The sequence below is a fragment of the Streptomyces sp. CB02400 genome (assembly GCF_001905725.1).
GTDB classification, from domain to species: domain Bacteria; phylum Actinomycetota; class Actinomycetes; order Streptomycetales; family Streptomycetaceae; genus Streptomyces; species Streptomyces atrovirens.
The window spans coordinates 1-16946 of record NZ_LIWB01000036.1; the positions used below are offsets into that span (position 1 = coordinate 1).

The 16946-nt window shown below is 68.2% G+C and carries 14 protein-coding genes and 1 pseudogene; 8 read left to right on the plus strand and 7 right to left on the minus strand.

The genetic code is table 11. From position 1 onward, the window contains the following. The 3 genes and pseudogenes from AMK33_RS44575 to AMK33_RS39695 form a co-directional block, all read right to left on the minus strand. Window positions 1-307: pseudogene (locus AMK33_RS44575) on the minus strand (DEAD/DEAH box helicase); the annotation flags it as partial. A 195-nt stretch (window positions 308-502) separates the two neighbouring features. Continuing rightward, window positions 503-1216: a protein kinase family protein gene (locus AMK33_RS39685; protein WP_235618361.1), complete on the minus strand. Its 714-nt coding sequence runs from the start codon at window positions 1214-1216 to the stop codon at window positions 503-505. Window positions 1217-1279: 63 nt separating this feature from the next. Next, entirely contained in the window at window positions 1280-3520 is a 2241-nt protein-coding gene (locus AMK33_RS39695) for an MMPL family transporter (RefSeq protein ID WP_073938095.1), read from the minus strand. A 251-nt stretch (window positions 3521-3771) separates the two neighbouring features. Between AMK33_RS39695 and AMK33_RS39700 the strand changes: the two genes are divergently transcribed. Genes AMK33_RS39700 through AMK33_RS39710 form a run of 3 tightly spaced genes read left to right on the plus strand, consistent with a single transcriptional unit; the run spans window position 3772 to window position 5240 of the window. After that, window positions 3772-4527, plus strand: coding sequence for a TetR/AcrR family transcriptional regulator (locus tag AMK33_RS39700; RefSeq protein WP_073938096.1), 756 nt, complete (start codon window positions 3772-3774; stop codon window positions 4525-4527). 60 nt (window positions 4528-4587) lie between these two features. Beyond that, on the plus strand, window positions 4588-4914 hold the full coding sequence (locus AMK33_RS39705; RefSeq protein ID WP_235618362.1) for a Pycsar system effector family protein: 327 nt from the start codon (window positions 4588-4590) through the stop codon (window positions 4912-4914). A gap of 20 nt (window positions 4915-4934) precedes the next feature. Further along, window positions 4935-5240 carry a hypothetical protein gene (locus AMK33_RS39710; RefSeq protein ID WP_073938097.1) on the plus strand — a complete coding sequence of 102 codons (306 nt, stop codon included), beginning with the start codon at window positions 4935-4937 and terminating at the stop codon, window positions 5238-5240. A gap of 112 nt (window positions 5241-5352) precedes the next feature. On the opposite strand, the gene AMK33_RS39715 is transcribed toward AMK33_RS39710, so the two are convergent. From AMK33_RS39715 to AMK33_RS39725, 3 genes are all read right to left on the minus strand, one after another. Further along, window positions 5353-6240, minus strand: coding sequence for an LLM class flavin-dependent oxidoreductase (locus AMK33_RS39715; protein ID WP_073938098.1), 888 nt, complete (start codon window positions 6238-6240; stop codon window positions 5353-5355). 228 nt (window positions 6241-6468) lie between these two features. Beyond that, the gene (locus tag AMK33_RS42055; protein ID WP_107425375.1) at window positions 6469-8862 is read right to left on the minus strand and encodes a competence protein CoiA family protein; all 2394 of its coding nucleotides are present in this window, start codon (window positions 8860-8862) and stop codon (window positions 6469-6471) included. Between the two features lie 435 nt (window positions 8863-9297). Further along, window positions 9298-9750, minus strand: a complete 453-nt coding sequence (locus AMK33_RS39725; RefSeq protein ID WP_143203922.1) for a hypothetical protein — start codon at window positions 9748-9750, stop codon at window positions 9298-9300. Between the two features lie 1252 nt (window positions 9751-11002). On the opposite strand from AMK33_RS39725, the gene AMK33_RS44580 reads away from it, so the two are divergent. From AMK33_RS44580 to AMK33_RS42710, 5 genes are all read left to right on the plus strand, one after another. Next, entirely contained in the window at window positions 11003-11560 is a 558-nt protein-coding gene (locus AMK33_RS44580) for an integrase (RefSeq protein WP_327380514.1), read from the plus strand. Window positions 11561-11968: 408 nt separating this feature from the next. Continuing rightward, the gene (gene istA / locus AMK33_RS39735; protein WP_073938101.1) at window positions 11969-13600 is read left to right on the plus strand and encodes an IS21 family transposase; all 1632 of its coding nucleotides are present in this window, start codon (window positions 11969-11971) and stop codon (window positions 13598-13600) included. Then, window positions 13597-14379, plus strand: coding sequence for an IS21-like element helper ATPase IstB (istB, locus tag AMK33_RS39740; protein WP_073938102.1), 783 nt, complete (start codon window positions 13597-13599; stop codon window positions 14377-14379). Before istA ends, istB begins: the two co-directional genes overlap by 4 nt. 129 nt (window positions 14380-14508) lie before the next feature. Further along, on the plus strand, window positions 14509-15075 hold the full coding sequence (locus AMK33_RS39745) for a hypothetical protein (RefSeq protein ID WP_073938103.1): 567 nt from the start codon (window positions 14509-14511) through the stop codon (window positions 15073-15075). A gap of 210 nt (window positions 15076-15285) precedes the next feature. Continuing rightward, window positions 15286-15624 (plus strand): hypothetical protein, encoded by a 339-nt coding sequence (locus AMK33_RS42710; protein WP_158075191.1) that lies wholly within the window; start codon window positions 15286-15288, stop codon window positions 15622-15624. 866 nt (window positions 15625-16490) lie between these two features. Here the strand turns inward: AMK33_RS42710 and AMK33_RS39755 are convergent. Then, window positions 16491-16877 (minus strand): peptidase inhibitor family I36 protein, encoded by a 387-nt coding sequence (locus AMK33_RS39755; protein WP_073938104.1) that lies wholly within the window; start codon window positions 16875-16877, stop codon window positions 16491-16493. Window positions 16878-16946 lie beyond the last annotated feature (69 nt).

Sequence of the window (16946 nt, forward strand, 5' to 3'; positions counted from 1 at the left end):
AGGGCGTACGCGGCCTTCTTGCGCTCGGCCCGCCGGGTGCGATGTCGGGCAGTACCCCGCCAGGCTCGTCGGCGGCGAGGTGGGCGAGGTGGCGGTAGTGGCGTTGCCAGTCGAGCGGCCAGGGACAGTTCCAGTCGGGGTCGATCGCTGCCAGCTGCGTCGCGCGCGCAGCCGCCCGCTCGGGGTCCTTGCCGAGGCCGGCCTTGCGACGCAGGTTCGCCAGAAGCTGCCCGATAGACACAAGGCCCTCGGTCTCGCTCTCGTCCCAGACCGCGTCTTGGCGGGGTGCGAGGTGGCCCGTCACCCTATGGAGCTCGTAAAGTCATCGCTGCAGTTCAAACGGTGTACCGGTACTCGTTGCTGGGGTTGCGGTAGCGCTCGCGTTCGAGCACGCCAACTACCCCGGTACCATCGGCACCGGGTTCCTGACTGGAATTCCGCGACCGGACCACCCGGAATGCTGTCCAGGCTGAGGGGTGGTCCGGTCCTCGGCTGTTGAGAGTCAGCTCAGGGCTTTGCCCACCTCGCGGATGGTTGGCCGATCCTCCGGGGCATGGCTGAGCAACGCGTCGATCAGCTCGCCCAGCGGACCGGGAGCCTTCACAGGCCGGCGCTTGCCGTTCGCCACTGCCTCTCTTTGGACGGGGCGCGGAGCGTCGTCCGGATACTCCACGGCTCGCCACCCAGTGGCGGAGATGAGGAGGGACGCGCCGAGTCCGTAGATGTCGGCTTCCTGTGTGGGTTCGGCCTTTCCGGTCGCGAGCACGCTGCGCGCGATCTCCGGGGCCTCGTAGTGGACGAGGCAGCCGCGGAACGGGAAGTCGTACCCCTCGGGTACGTGCCCGCCCCGGGCAAGAGCGAGATCGATGAGGTGCGTCCGCTCCGGCCCAACGATGAAGTGGGCGGACTGTACGTCACCGTGTGCCCAGCCCTTGGCGTGGAGTTCGGCCAGCGCCTCGACACAGCCCAGGGCGACGCCGGTGTGCGGTTCGACAGGCGAGTCCTTCGCGTCTACGGTGAGTCTCCCTACGCGTACCTGATGACCCGGCGGATCGAACGGGCCATGATGCTGCTGCGCCGCGGGGGTTCGGCTGATGGACCCTGGTCGCACCGTTCTCGGGGGCACGTCGCAGTACTCCGACTGATCGTCGAGGTAGTTGGTTCCCCGGCTACGGACGATCGTCCGCCTGAGGGGGAACACACGGGAGGAACCCACTTCCTCACCTCCTGAGCCTTGTGCGACGAGTTGCGGTGGGTGGCTGAGCGGTGGTCAGGCGGGTCACACCATGGTCGACTCCTTTGTGTCCCCCCGAGCAGCTGCCGCCGATCCGGGGGCGGAGGTCGGCTTGGGGCCGCCTTCGCTGAGGCCGTACCGCGCATGGAACGTGCGCAGGAAGCCGGGCGCGTACCAGGCCGAGTTCCCCAGCAGGCGCATCGCGGCGGGGACGAGCACGCCGCGGACGGCGAGGGCGTCGATGAGGATGGCCAGTCCGCTACCGAGGCCGAACATCTGTATGAAGCTGAGTTTGGCGGTGCCGAAGGCGAAGAAGCTCACCGCGAGCAGGAAGGCGGCCGCGCTGACGATGCGCCCGGTGTGGCCGAGGCCGTTGACCACAGCGGTCTCGTTGTCCGCTCCCTGGTCGTGGAGTTCTTTGATCCGGCTGGTGACGAAGACCTCGTAGTCCATCGAGAGACCGAAGCCGATACAGAACATCAGCACGGTCATCGCCAGTTCCATCGGCTGGGCGGTGAAGCCGAGCAGTGAGGAGAGGTTGCCGTCCTGGAAGATCCAGGTCATCACACCGAGGGTGGCGCCTAGGCTGATCAGGTTGAGGATCAGCGCACGCAACGGCTGCACGACGCTGCCGGTGAACAGGAAGAGCAGCAGGAAGGTGGTGAGGACGACCAGGGTCACGGCCAGCGGGAGTTTGTCGGCGATGGATTCCTTGGCGTCGACCAGTACGGCGTCGTTCCCGCCGACCAGGGGGTCCGTCCCCGGGGGCGGAGTCACCGAGCGCACCTGCTTGACCAGGCTCTCGGCCGCCTCCGACTTCGGCGTCAGGCTGCTCACCACACTGATCCGTTGTGCGTCGGGCCGGCCGAGGGCGGAGTCGGCCGGGCCGGTCGCGGCGGGCCGTCCCGCGCTGTAGGTGCCCGCGCTGGTCTCGACACGCTCGACGCCCTTGAGCGCGGCCAGTCGCCCTGCGTACGAGGCCAGTGGGGCTTCGGCCACGGAGGTGTCGATGGTGATGAAGATGGCCGAGTCCTCGCTGCCGCTGAACTCCTCCCGCAGGACCTGCGAGACCTGGCGGCTCTCGGCGTCCTTGGGCAGCACGCGTTCGTCCGGCGTTCCGAAGGTGATGTTCAGCAGAGGGCTTGCCGCCAGCAGCAGCACGGCGAGAACGGGCACCGCTGTGAGCACGGGCCGCCGCATGGTGATGCGCGCCAGCCGTCCCCACACGGGTGCCTGAGCCTCGGAGCGCCGCGACTTCGTCCACGGCATCCGCCCGCCGTTGACCCGGTGCCCCAGAACCTTCAGCAGGGCCGGCATCACGAACAGGGTGCTCAGGGCGGCGATGGCGACGACGCCGACCCCGGCGAAGCCGAACGAGCGCAGGAAGTACTGCGGGAACACCATGAGGGCTGCCAGGGCCGCCGCGACGGTCGCTGCGGAGAAGGCGACGGTGCGGCCCGCGGTGTGCATCGTCCGTCGGACGGCGTCGTCCACGCTCACACCGACCGCGATCTGCTCCCGGAAGCGGCTGACCATCAACAGGGCGTAGTCGATGCCCAGTCCGAGACCCAGGGCGGTGGTGAGGTTGGTCGCGGTGTCGGCCACGTCGGTGACGCTGCCGAGCAGGAAGAGCTGGGCGAACGAGCCGATGATGGCGATGACGGCGATGGCGAGCGGCAACAGCGCCGCGACGACGCTGCCGAAGACGATCAGGAGCAGCACAAGGGTCAGCGGTATGGCGATCGCCTCGGCGAGGATCAGATCCTCGACCACCTGGTTCGACAGGTCGGCTCCTACAGCGGCGCCTCCTCCGGCCCGGACGGTGAGGGTGTCCTTGTAGGAGCCGCTGTAGGTGTCCAGGATCGCGATGGCGCTTTCCCGCTGCTCGGTGGTGTCTCCTTTCACGTGGGCGAGCACCGTGGCTTCACGGCCGTCCTCGGAACGCAGGTCCGGGCTGTTCGTCTCCCAGAAGGAGACGACGTTGCTGAGCCGCTCGTCCTTCTTGAGCTCGGCCACCAGGTCCTGGCCGTTCTCCTCGGCGGCGGGGGTGTCGATGCGGCCGTCGGGGGAGCGGACCAGCAGGACGAGGTTGGTCTCGCCGCCGAACTTGTCGGCGATGACGTTCGCTGCCCGCGTGGAGGGGGAGGCGGGATCGTCGAAGCCGCCTCCCTTCAGCTTGTCGAAGGCGCCCGCGCCCACTACGCCCATCAGTGCCACGGCCAAGGCGGCCACGATCAGCACCAGTCGGGACCGGCGGATCGCCAAGTCGGCCATACGTTCGAACACGAGTGGATCTCCTTCAGGGTTCTTCGAGGAAAGACGAGAGGTGGCGGCCGGGCGAGAAGCCGGCGGAACGCATCGCAGAGCCCTCTTCGCCCCGGTAGAGGGTGCGCGATGCCGCGCTCGTCGCCGCCGGGAACGACGCTAATAAGGCAGCGTGTTTTTGAGCAGAAGGAGATTTACCTGACACTGTCAGGTTTTTCGGCCGGGCGTAGTCCTCTGATGACTCGTCCCGTCAACCGCCTTAGGATCGCCGCATGTTCGCCGAAGAGCCCGCGACGGTCCTGCCGTCCCTGCGCCAGCGACGCCGAGCCGTCGCCACTCGAGAGATCGTGGACGCCGCCGAGCGCCAGATCGCCGAGCACGGGCCGCACGCCCTGTCCCTGCGAGCGGTCGCCCGCGACCTCGGCATGACCGTGCAAGGGCTCTACCACTACTTCCCGAACAGGGACGCCCTCGTCACGGCGTTGGTGGCCAAGGCGTACGACGACCTGGCCGATGCCGTGACGGCAGCCGTCGACGCAGCGGCCGACGAACCGGCTGCACGGCGGTTCCTGGCCGCCACCGAGGGCTATCGCCGTTGGGCCGTCACCCACGTCGAACGATTCCAGCTGCTGTACGGTGCACCGCTGCGCCATTACGAGGCGCCTGCCGAGGGTCCGACCACCCAGGCGATGCGCCGACTGAGCATGGTTTTCCAGCGAGAGATGTTCGATGGGTTCACCACGGCACAACTCGCCGCAGCCGACACCCGGGCGCTCTCGCCGGCTCTGCAGGCGCACCTGGAACCCCTGTTTCCGCATGGCTTGGAAACCCTGCCGCCTTCCGCAGCCGCTCTCCTCCTCGGCACCTGGGGGCACATGCACGGCATGGTCGTCCTGGAGGCCTTCGGGCACACCTCCTTCATCGGCGAACACCAAGCGGAGATCTTCCGCATGGCCATGCGTGACCTGCTGGAGGACATCCATCGGCGGATCCCCACGCAGTCCCCGGGGACATCGGCTGCTCCTTGAGGGGCGGCGCTGGAAGCGCGGCGGCCGCGTGGGCGGCTGCCCCTTGCCGCGCTCGTCGCGGTGGTCCCGGGCCACGACTTACCGCCCTCCGTAGGCCTCCTCGTCGGCGTTGGTGCCGGCGGCCTCACCGCCGCCATGCTCGTCGTGCTCGTCGTCGTCCATCCGCGCCTGTCGGGCGCCGCGCGTGGCAGCTTTCTCTACTGGTCGTTGTACACACCCCATGACCTGATGGCGGACCTCCAGACCCCGGACGACCGCGTGGCGCACGTCATCCACCTCTCGCAGATCGCCCGCCGCAAGTATGCGGGCCCGCGCCTCGCCGGGCTCATCACCGGTGCATCGCTCGTTGCCCTCGGCGCCGCACCGCTCGCCGCCCTCGTCGCCTGAACCCGCCCAAGGAGAACCGCATGGCAACCGACCTCGACCCCACCACCGCCCGCCGCGCCGGACACTGGGTGATCGGCACCTTCCACGGACACCACGGCGGCACTAACGTCCTTGCCCTCGCCACCCGCAACGACTCCGCCCCGCTCCCGTACGGCTGGGAATGCACCTGCGGTATCGGCCAGCGCCTCCCCGCCGAGAACGGCGTATGGGACAGCGCTTGGCGCCACGTCCACCCGCCCCGCTGGCGCGCGTGGGACCGTCGGGTGCCACTCCTGCGCCCCCTCGTCCAGCCCACGGCACGTCTCCAGCACCCCCGGACGGCCTGACCGGTGACCGGCCGTGCAGTGCCCGCCGACCTGTACGCCGCGCTGCAAGTCTGCTTCCGTGCCGGCCCCGGCCCCGGCCCCTCCGGCCCGCCGTGCCACCGCGCCCGGCGGCCTACCGCCGCAGTGTCTCCAGCAGGCTCCCGAGCTGCCGTACCGGCTCCGCTCCCGCCACTCGCAGGACGACCGTGTCGGCGCCGGCCGCCGCCAGTTCGCGTACGTGGCCGACGGCGTCCTCCGAGCGGCCGGAGACGGTGAACACCTCGTCCGCCGGGCGGCCGAGCCAGGCGGCCTGACCCTCCGTGTGCGGACGCAGCGCCTCGGCGGCGCGGGCGGGGTCCTCGTCCACGCAGGTGAAGGCGAGCACCGTCATCGTGTGCTCCGCGCCCGCGCCGCCCTTGGTCACCAGTTCCCGGGCCGCCGTCACCTCGGCGGGGCCGTGCCCCTCCGCGATCACCGTGCCGTCGGCGACCCGCCCGGACAGCTCCAGCGAACGCGGCCGCACCACTCCCGCGACCACCGGCGGCACCTCGGCCGGCGGGTGCACCAACCGGATCCCGTCCAGCCGCACCTCCCGGCCCTCCAGCTCGACGCGCTCCCCCCGCAGCAGCGCCCGCACGGAGGTGATCGTCTCCTCCAGCAGCGCGAGCGGGGAGCGCGGGGCGAGGCCGACCGTCGTCATCCACTCCCGCACCCCGTGCCCGACCCCGGCCACCAGCCGGCCCGGGAACACCCGCGCCAGCGTGGCCAGTTCCATCGCGAGCAGCGCAGGGCTGCGCAGCGGCGCCGGGGTGATCCCGATGCCGACCCGCAGCCGCTCGGTTGCCCCCAGCGCCACGGCCGCCGCGGACACGCCCCCGTTCCAACCGAGGTCCTCCACGACCCAGAGGTCGTCCGCGCCGAGCGCCTCGACCTCCCGCGCGAACCCGGGCAGCCCCTCGGGCGCCCAGTCCCGGTCGTACATCACGCCGATCCGAACGCCGTTCTGCGAAGTCGTCGTCATGGACCGCAACCTATGCGTCGTTTGTACCGATGATCAACGGTTGGGACACCGTCGGCCACCGTTCCCGCCCGCGCCACCGTTCCCACGCCCCGTATTCACCGTCGGCGCTCACTTTTGGCACGACATTCCGGCAGGACACGGGCACACCACACAGCGGGACGCCATCCGGGGCCGTCCGTTGGATCGGCTGCACAGTCGAATCGGTGGCCGCTCACTCGGTCAGTGCCGCTAGCTCCAGAGCACATGCAGTCTCAGGACGTCGCGGTGCCACTGCGCCTGCAACTCGACCTCCGCGGCTGGCGGGCGGTCCAGATGGTCGAGAATCCTGGCGTAGAACGGATGTACCTGGAAGTTGTCGTCGGTGACGAGGGCGGACAGTAGGGGCGCGTCCTGGGCGGTGCCGCTGTCTGCCTGGATGAGTAGTTCCACTTGGTCATCGGGGTGCAGGTCGAGGACACCTTCGTCCACCTCGGTGCCGAGTACCGACCAGGGAATGACGGCTCCCGCTCTCGCGTATGACTCAAGGGCGGAGCGGACCTTACTGCCGAGCCGCTCGAGGGCGTCCAGTGTGAGGCGTTCTGACCGTTTGGCCAGCTCGTCACCCCAGCGTCCCAGTTCGTTGAGTTCGTCGGTGGTGAGGTAGCGGTCGAGCTTGTCGGCTTCCGCTTCGGCATCGTCGACGAGGCGGCGCAGCGCGGCCAGGGGCAGGTTCTCGCCTTCGTCTTTCAGGCGCTTCAGGAGGCTGGCGAGCTGGTGACCGGAGATGGTCGGGCTTCCACCGGACCAGGCCGTCAGCAGGTCGTACTCGGCTGCGGCGGCAGCACGTACGGCTTCGACGACGGTCGGGTTGTCACGCAGCATGGAGAGGTATCTCGCGGTCTGTCGTACAGCACCCCAGTCGCCGGTGTCCCTCGCCTCGCGGCTCTGGTCGAGCAACGCCTCCAGCGCAGCCCGGGCCTCTTGCTCAGGCCCGGACCGCCCGGCGGCGGGAGAGCCGGCGACGTACGGGGCCGAGGGACTGAGCGGCAGCCCCTGGGCGGGCGCCTGGACGCGTGACGGCGGCTGTGCTGTGCCGAACGCCTGGTAGGCGCGTGCCTGCTCGCGCATGCGGATCCGTGCCAGCGCATCACTGGAGAGGTCGCCCTCCCAGCCGAGGTGTTCCAGGACGTCGCGGAAGAACGGCGGCGTGTCGTCCGCGCTGCTGGCGAGTTCGACCAGCGAGCTCAGCAGGGGAGTGGCCTCGTCGCGCGGGGAGTCGACGGCGGCGAGGAGCCGCACGCGGTGGCCGGGGGTGATGGTGGTGAGAGGGACGTCCAGGCGCTCGGCGAGTGCTTCCCAGCTGACTGGGCTCCGATGTCGGGCAGCGGTTTCCAGTGCATCACGGATCACCGCGACGGCATGTGTGTCGTCGAGGTCGGGGGCTGCAGGTGTAGGTGCGGATGGGGTGCCGGTGTTGTCCCGGACGTCCTTTGACGGCGAGGAGACCGTGGTGGGGGCCGGTGCGTTCGGTGGACGCAGGCCCTGCCATGGCTCACATGCGTTGCCCTCCAGTTGGGCGATGCTTTCCGCTGCGATGACGACACGGGAACCATGCGTGCGGCTGTCGTCGGGGACGGGCAGTCGGAGGGTTGCAGGACCGAGCAGTACCCAAAGTTGGTCGTGGTCGGGTACGGCCGCTTCGGCAGGCAGTGATATGCGGCCAGGGGTCACCGCCGACCCTATGGACTGGACCTCGGCGTCGTAAAGGCGCCGGGGGCCTTCTGCACCAGCCACGGCAACGGCAGCGGTGAACGCCACCGTGCCCGAAGCCAGTTGAAAGGCCACCGGTACAGCCTGGGATGCGGACGCGGGCGATGTGGGGGCGGGTGTTTCCGGGGCGGTGTCCGGCCTGCGTATCCGAACGCCTTCGTCCGTCTCTTCGAGGTACGGGGTGAGGATTTTGGAGTCGGTGAGACGACAGTGGTCCAGCGTGGTCCACTCAATGGTGTGCCCGGGGAGCTGCGTTCCGATCTGTACCTCGCGTGTCACTCCGACAGTGCGGCACTGCACCCGCAGAGCATAATTCGCAGCATCGACCTCGTTGTGAGCGAGCATGCTGTCCGGACCGTAGAGCCAGTCGACCCTGCCGCGGGTCGTCCGGTTCAGCTTCTTGCGACGGGCGAGCCAGGACTTCCACTCCATACGGTCCAGTTGGACTCGCACAATGCGACGGCCCCTGTCGAACGAGACGTTGACACAACCGCCGGAATCGGCACCGAACAGGTCATACGAGACGGTCACGTCACGCTGACCCTGCTGCCGAAGCCATTGTTTGAGAGCCTGCCCCACATACAGGTGATCCGCGCTGGACTCGTTGTTCGCGGTGCGCCGACACCGCACCGGCGGATGATGGGCGAAGTGGCACTTCCTGCTGGTGTAGCGCTTCGCCGACAGCTTCTTCCCGCAGCCGCCCAGGAGCGAGCCGCAGAAGAAGTCGAGGTTCGGGTACCGCGCGAGGAAATCGGGGAACTCGCCATGATCGAACGGGAGGAAAACCGGTTCGTCCGACCCGGGACGCCCTGCCACGGCGGTCTGGACCTTGCGGGTGTCCTCTTCCTCGAACGACTGCATCGGATGGATCACGGGCGGATCATATGCACACCCGAAATCCGAGCTGCCAGCCAGGTTGACCGTTCCGGGCCGGAGAAGGCCACGACGGCACCAAGCCAGTACCTATGCCTCGTCAGGCAGAGGCCTGATCGTCGGCTGATACCACCCGTCGAAGCGGGCATTGCGATCCCTTCCGGGCTGATGACGACAGTACGGCCGCCTGGACGCCCGGGGCTGGTCGGGCAGGCGGCCGCGTGTCCGGGATGACAACGAATCGTCTTGGATGAGCGCGGCGTCGCCAGCGCTGTGGCTGTGAACCTCGGGGAGCACCCCCGAGGAGTGCGATGAAGGGGCGCTCCTCGGGGCGTAACCGCTGAACAAATGCCGGGCACAGGCGGCCGGTACACCCCACCGCTGACCCCACCGGTTGACTGACGCGCGCTGCTGCCGTTGCACTGTGACTACCGGTCAGGCGATGATTCGGCTGACGAGCACCGGGAGCAGAAACACACCGGTCACGATCCCGGCTATCTGCCAGATGCGTTTTGGCGAGGGCTGCACCACGACCTTCGGCCCACTGAGCGTGGGAAAGACGTAGTAGATGCGGTGCGGGTGCTCGTCTAACGCCACCTTCGCGAACCGTACATATCTGAGTTCTGTCCGGCGCGCGATCTCCTGGTGATGTGGGCGAAGGAGCGACTTCAGGACCGACCCGAAATCTTTCTGAACGCGGGCACGCAAGGGGTCGTCGTCGGCCAGCGCCGTCGGCGCCCATGTGGCGTGCCGATCCGCCAGTTTCCGCGCCCAGCAGAGCACTCCAGGCTCCGGAAGCTTAACCTGGTCGATCTTGGGGGTTCGGGTGATGATGCCTTCTGTCCATTCGACGGTCCTGCCTGTGCCGGCGCAGTGCTCGTGTGCCACCTTGCCGTCCCCGGCACAATCGGGACACGGCCTGGACCCCTCACCCTGGCAGGTGGCGCACTGAACGCGGCCGCGACCGCGACAAACTACGCATGCGACATCAAGCTCACCGCACTCATAACACCGGGTGCGGTCGCCTGTATCTCCTGCAGCCCTGTGCACCGGCGTTCCAGCCTGCGTCTCGGCCGGCTTCAGGGCGGAGCGGCCAGCCCCGCCGCACAACAGGCAGCAGGTACTGTCTCGACAGCTTGAGCAGGGCTGACGCGGCTCGCAGCGGATCCTGCCTTCGCCTTCGCAGCGCTGACAGCGGACCCCTCCGTTACCGCATCCGCATAAGCGGTCGTCGACCGATTCCCGCCGCACTATTTTCCAAGTACGCTGCTCGGCAGGGTCCCGGGGCCGCGGAATCTGGTAGCCGCTGATCGTGTCGTAGACCGGCCGGTCGGAGAGATCGAGAGGCCCGGAGTGGAAGCGCTTTTCTTCCGAGCGCGCCTCAAGGCTCCGCACGATCTGCCCTTTTAGGAGAGAATGCCAGATGATCGCGGAGGCACCCGACAGTGGCTCTGCCAAGGATTCCCCTCGTTTCTCGATGCAGCCCTGTACAGCCTCAAGGACTTCCTCGTCGCCCAGCACCTGTCTCCCCAGCATTCTTTGCGCGGCCGGCGCGCGGCCCTCGGCTGTCGTGCTCCCAGCAGACGGACAGGACAGTACCCAACCACTGCCCACGGCACCGACCCTTCACAGAAGACCACCAGGCAGAGCTCTACGCTCCCAGCCGACGCCAACCGAATCGCCGACATGCCATACAGGGAAGGCCCCGGAAAGGCCCACCGACGGACGTCACACAGACGAGCTGCGGGAGCTGCCACGGCCTCCGGGAACGCCGCCTCATACCAGTGCCATGCCTGGAGCGCAGCACCACCTGGCCCGCGTCGGCGGAGACGGCTGCTCGAGACCCGTCCCACTTGGGCTCGCCAACCTGGTCGCAGAGCTGGTGTGGGTAGGGGCGTGCTCAACATTGGCTGCGGCGGCGTCCACGTCACACCGGATCCCTTTCACCAAGAACTCCGATGCTGTCCGGTCCGCTGTGACCCAGCATGAGGAAGGCGAACACGCCTTCCCGGATCACGCGTCGGGCTGCTGCCGTAAGAAGTCCTAACAGAAGTTGTTGATCAAGTAACCATCGTGTGCCGCTCGAAAAGTCATCGGCGCAGGTGGGTGTGATGCAGTTCGGTCCTGGGATCATGTCCGTGTGATCGTGTCTCTGCTGTACGGGGTGGTCCGGAGGTGGTTGTTTGTCCCGTCGGTGCTGCTGTGCCGTGACACCGCGGATGGCGTCGAGTTGCTCGTGCTGCGGCATGAGGACGCAGTCCTGTGCCGGCGGATTGCCGGTCTGGTCCGCTACGAGCCGGCTGACCGGTTCTGGTTCGCTGCCCTCTTTGGGCTGATGCCCCGGCGACGTTGGCGCGAGGTCTTCCCGGTCATCCCCGGCGCCTTGCTCGCCTGGCACCACGGGTTCGTCGCTGCCCAGTGGGATTACACCGCGCGCCGGCGCATCGGACGCCCGCCCGTCCGAGGGGTGATCAGGACGCTTGTTCTGCGGCCGGCCCGGGAGAACCCGCGGTGGGGGCATAGGCGGACCCAAGGGGGGCCCGGCTCGGGCATCGGGTCGCTGCCTCGACGGTCTGGGAGATCCTCGACGCTGCGTCGTGTTGGTCCGACCCGGCGCGATTTCCTGGCCGCCCAGGCCGAGAGGATCATTGCGGCAGACTTCTTCCGCCTCGACACCGCGCTCGGCACGAGGCTGTAGGCACTGGTGTTCCTCGAGCACGGCACGAGGCGCCTGCACATCACCGGAGTCACCGCCCGGCCCATCCGGGAGTGGGCCGTGTAACAGGCGCGGAATCTCGCCGCAGACCTGGGCATGCGCAGGGAGTCTGTGCGGTTCCTGCTGCGTGAGCGCGATGGCAGGTACGGTGCGGCGTTCGACACGGTCTTCGAGGCCGGGGAGCTGGAGGTGATCTTGAGTGCCCCGCGGGTTCCTCGGATGAACGCCCATGGCGTTAACGCTCTGATTCGGCTCCATTTTCCGGCTTGAGTTGGCCCCACCCCTGGGGGCGTACGGGAGCGTTCGGGGGTTGTTCCGGTCTGATTTGGCCCCACCGGGTGGCGGGTGGTGGGACGGTCGTGGTGGGCCACCGTGTGGGGGCGATGCCGGATGGAGTTGTCGAAGGAAGAGCTGTTCCTGCGGATCCGCCGTGACTCGTGGCAGGAGGGGCTGTCGATGCGGGCTCTGGCCCGCAAGTACGGCGTGCACCGCCGGCTCGTACGAGAGGCTTTGGCATCGCCGGTGCCCAGGCCGCGGAAGACCCCGGTGCGGCCCTCGCCCAGGTTGGATCCGTTTAAGAAGACGATCGACGAGTGGCTGCTGGGGGATCTGGAAGCACCGCCGAAGCAGCGGCACACGGTCCAGCGGATCTTGAACCGGCTGCGGCAGGAGTGCGGGGCGGAGATCGCCTACAGCACGGTCTGGGACTACGTCTCCCGTCGGCGTCGGGAGATCGCCGAGGCTGCGGGGGCGGCACCGGCGGCGGGGTTCGTGATTCGCCACAACCAGCCGGGCATGGATGCCGAGGTCGACTTCGGCGAGGCATGGGTGGATCTTGCGGGCGAGAGGACGAAGTGCTTCGTCTTCGCCCTGCGTCTGGCCTACTCGGGCAAGGCGGTGCACCGCATCACCACCTCGTGCGGCCAGGAGGCGTTCCTGGACGGTCATGTTCACGCTTTCCGCACGCTGGGCGGTGTTCCGGGCGGGCAGAGCCGCTATGACAACCTCTCGCCAGCGGTCTCCCGGGTGATCCACAAGAGCCGGTCGCGGGAGGAACACCCCAGGTGGACGGAGTTCCGCCAGCACTTCGGGCTGACCCCTTTCTATTGCGAGCCGGGGCTTCGCGGTGCCCATGAGAAGGGTGGAGTGGAGGGTCAGGTCGGCTACTTCCGCCGCAACTACCTCACGCCCGTGCCCCGGGTTGCCTCCCTGGACGAGCTGAACGCGTCCTTCGCCGAGTTCGAGCAGGCGGAGGAAGGCCGGCGGATCGGGATGCGGATCCGCACGATCGGCCAGGACTTCGCCCGCGAGTCCGTGCTGCTGATGCCGCTGCCGCGGGATTCCTTCGAGACCGGCGTAGTGTTCACTCCGCGGGTGGACCGCTACGGGATGATCGCGGTGAGGGTCTGCCGCTACTCGGTTCCGGCCCGGTTCATCAACCGCACCGTCCGAGTCGTGCTCCGCTCCAGCGACCTCGTTGTCTTCCACGGCCGCACCGAGATCGCCCGCCACCCCCGCCTGACGGCGAAGGGCGCCGAACGGGTCGTCCTGGACCACTTTCTCGAAGTCCTGCTGGCCAAGCCCGGCGCGATGGCCGGCTCCGAGGCCCTGGACCAGGCCCGCCGCGAGGGCACGTTCACCGCCGCCCACGAAGCGTTCTGGGCTGCAGCGAAGAAGGCCGAGGGCGACACCGAAGGCACCAAGCAACTGGTCCACGTGCTCCTGCTGCACCGCCATCTCGAACACCGCGATGTGATCGCCGGAATCCGATCCGCCCTTGCGGTCGGCGCCAACACCGCCGACATCGTCGCCCTTGAGGCCCGCAAGGCCGCTCAAAGCGATGGCCGTTCCCCCACCGTGATGGTCACCGGGCCGGCACCGGTTCTGCCCGGGCCGGAGCCCAGCGAGGTGGTCAGCCTGAACGCCCGCCGGGCCGTCCGTCTCCCCGCCGACCAGCGTCCCCTGCCCTCTCTCGACCGCTGGGACCAGCTTCTGAACCGCTCCAGGAAGGACGCGCCATGACCGGCTTGCACCACAACCTGACCGAGACCGCCTCCGATGCGGCGATCGACACAGCCTGCCGGGTCCTGCGGCTGCCCACCATGCGAGCTCAGTTCCCCGACCTCGTCGCCCGCGCCGAACGCGAACGGCTCTCCTACCGGGGGTTCCTGGCCGAGCTGCTGATGTCCGAGTGCGAGGACCGGAACCGGCGGCGCTCGGAGCGACGGATCCGGGCAGCCGGCTTTCCCCGCCAGAAGTGGCTCTCCGACTTCGACTACAGCGCCAACCCCAACGTCGTCCCGGCTGTGGTCAACAACCTCGCCACCTGCGACTGGGTCAAGAAGGGCGAGCCGCTCTGTCTGATCGGGGACTCCGGCACCGGCAAGTCCCACCTGTTGATCGGCCTCGGGACGGCCGCGGCCATGGTCGGCTGCCGCGTCCGCTATGCCCTGGCCGCCAAGCTCGTCAACGAGCTCGTCGAGGCCGCAGACGAGAAGCAGCTATCCAAGACGATCGCCCGCTACGGGCGCGTCGATCTTCTCTGCATCGATGAACTGGGATATCTCGAGCTCGACCGGCGGGGCGCCGAGATGCTGTTCCAGGTTCTGACCGAGAGGGAGGAGAAGAACAGCGTGGCCATCGCTTCCAACGAGTCGTTCGGCGGCTGGACCAAGACCTTCACCGACCCGCGGCTCTGCGCGGCCATCGTCGACCGACTCACCTTCAACGGCACCATCATCGAGACCGGCACCGAGTCCTACCGACTCGCCCAGACCAAAGCCAAGCAGCAGCGAACCTAGCGATCGCCTGGAAATCACTGCAGCCCTGGCACGCGGAGGAGCGCGCACCTGGAGGCACCTGACGGGCTGCTGGTCGGCCATTGACATGATAGGCCGCGGCAAGATTTCAGCTGTCTCTAGGGGGCGACGATGACGTTCAAGGCCGAAGCCGATTCCGGAGTCGCCGATCGGGATGAGTGGTCCTATGCTCCAGCGGTCGGCGTCGGACCGCTCCGGTTCGGGATGACCGTCGACGAAGTGGTCGAGACGTTTCAGGTTCTCGGCCAGACGAAGGTCAGCGATTGCCCGCACGTCCACGCGATCTTCTCGCCCACGTGGAAAATCGAGGTCCATCGCCGCGGGGTGGCCTCTTCACTGCCTGCCGTCACGGCCTACGTGAGCCAAGCCGCGGGGCTGTTCTGCATCGCAGCCGACGCCGTCCACGGTCCCCAGGTCGGGCACGATGGAATCCCGCTGGTCGGAAGAGACCTGTCGGAACTGGAGAGCGACGAAATCGCGCATGCCGAGGCAGTGGATGGTCACTTTCGCTACACGCCCGAGGGCTATGCAGGACCGGATGATCCCGGGGTCGTCATACGCGGGCAACGCGTCGGGCAGGTCCTGCGATCGCGCCCGTTGTTCATGGTGACGCGCGACGGCGCGAATACCGAATGGGACTCGATGCCTTCCGAGGAGTACCACCACGGTCAGTCATGACCTGACCTGGTCTGACTTGTGACGAGCGGTGAAGGAGGTCGCCGACCCACCGTCGGCTGGGGCCACGCGAGACCGGAAGCCGGGGCCGCGGCAGGCCGGAAGGCAGACCCCCAGCCACGACGACATGGAGCCACCTGAGGCCGGAAAAGTGGGGCCAGATCAGACCGTCAACGCCAGCCGGTGACGCCGAGGGCGAACCTGGACGCGGTTTTGAAGAGGAAGATCCGCAAGTCCGTCGCCGAGGCGAGACAGTTCCTGCGCGGGTACGCGTGGGTCACGGTGTGTCCCGCAGAGCTGACCGACGTACTGGGCGGCGCCGATGCATTGAAGAAGTCCGGTGCCTTCCACCGGGTCGCCTCCCTCGCCTCGGGCGGGACCGTGCTCCAGGTGACCGAGACAATCGCGGCCTTCTCCGACGAGGCGATGCACAAGACGTTCCACGCCCTGGCCCCGGTCCTTCCCCCCGGCGTCCCGCGCTTCAACCCGGCCGCTCCCTACGTACGTTTCGTCCCCGAGGACGCCGGCCAGTTCGCGGACGGTCGTCGGTAGCCGCCGAGGACGCCCTCACCCTCAAGAACCTGCTCCTGGACCCGGCCTGCACCGCCGGGAAGGTCGTCGCCCTGCTGCGCAGTGGGCCCACCGCTTTCTGAAACCCGCCTAACGGACTCACGAGAGGCGACCATGCTCGTGACAGTCGCCGACCGAACTTCCCAGCCCTGCGCCGACGGCACCACCGTGACTACAACCTGACCCTGCCCGCCCAGAACGCCCACCTTCACCTGCAGGCAGTCCACCACCTGCAACGACGGACATGACGGCTACCGGCTGGCCGCGCGCCCTCTGACGGGCACCGCCGCCAAAAACGACTGCTCCACGTCCGTTCCCGGGGGACATGACGCCTGCCCACCGCACGTACGGCGGTTGAGTCGACCAACAACGCTCGCCAAGAACGGCCCGGACGCTGCCAGATGCACGCAAAGCCTTCCCGCCCATGCGGCCGACTTCGAACGACCACTACGCGGAACACCCCGCGCCTCCTGCGCCCGCGCCCTGGCCGAGGAAGCCGACCCGGCCGCGACCGCCGCCACAAGCGGCCGGAGCGCCCAGACCGTTCCTTCTCCTGGAGAGTGCCGCACGGATGGAAGGACAAGGACGGCTCCCAGCCCCGGGTGCTGACCGGCGGGTTGGCGGAGGCCGTACGGGATGTGTGCGGCGTGCTGGGACTGCGGTAGAGTGGATCTTGAGAACGCCGCCAGGTTTATCGGCGGTGGGCTGTGCGTTGGTGGTCCAAGGAAAGACGCCCCGCTTCCTGCGGGGAAATGCAGGTGCAAGGCCTGCCCGGCGCTCCACGAGGAAGGCCCCCGACCCTGAACAACAGGGTCGGGGGCCTTCTTTGTATCCGCTTGCTGGGGTGTTCAGCCGCAGTCATTGCGGTTGATCTTCAGGGAGCGGGTCTGGTCGTTGAGGTTGTAGCCGCGCAGGTCGTGGATGGAGCCGCCGCTGCGGGTCACGCACACCCACCGGCCGGCGTGGTTGCGTTTTTCGTAGACGCGGGCGGTGCGGTCGGAGTTGTTGCGGATCGAGCTGCCGCGGTCGCGGATCGCGGAGGGCAGATCCTTCACGCTGCCGCCGACGGCGCGCCGCACCCAGGGCTGCCCGCCGAAGTTGATCTCGGGGTAGATGCACACATAGCCGGACGGGCAGTCGATCGCCGCCCGTACCGTGCCGGTCTGGGTGGTGGCGGAGGCCGGGGCAGTCAGCGGGAGCAGGGAAAGGGCGGCGACGGCCGCGGCACGCACCATATTTTTGATCACGGCACTACACACACTGGCGGCCAGACCCTCAGTGGGCAGACTTGCCCCGGGTTCACT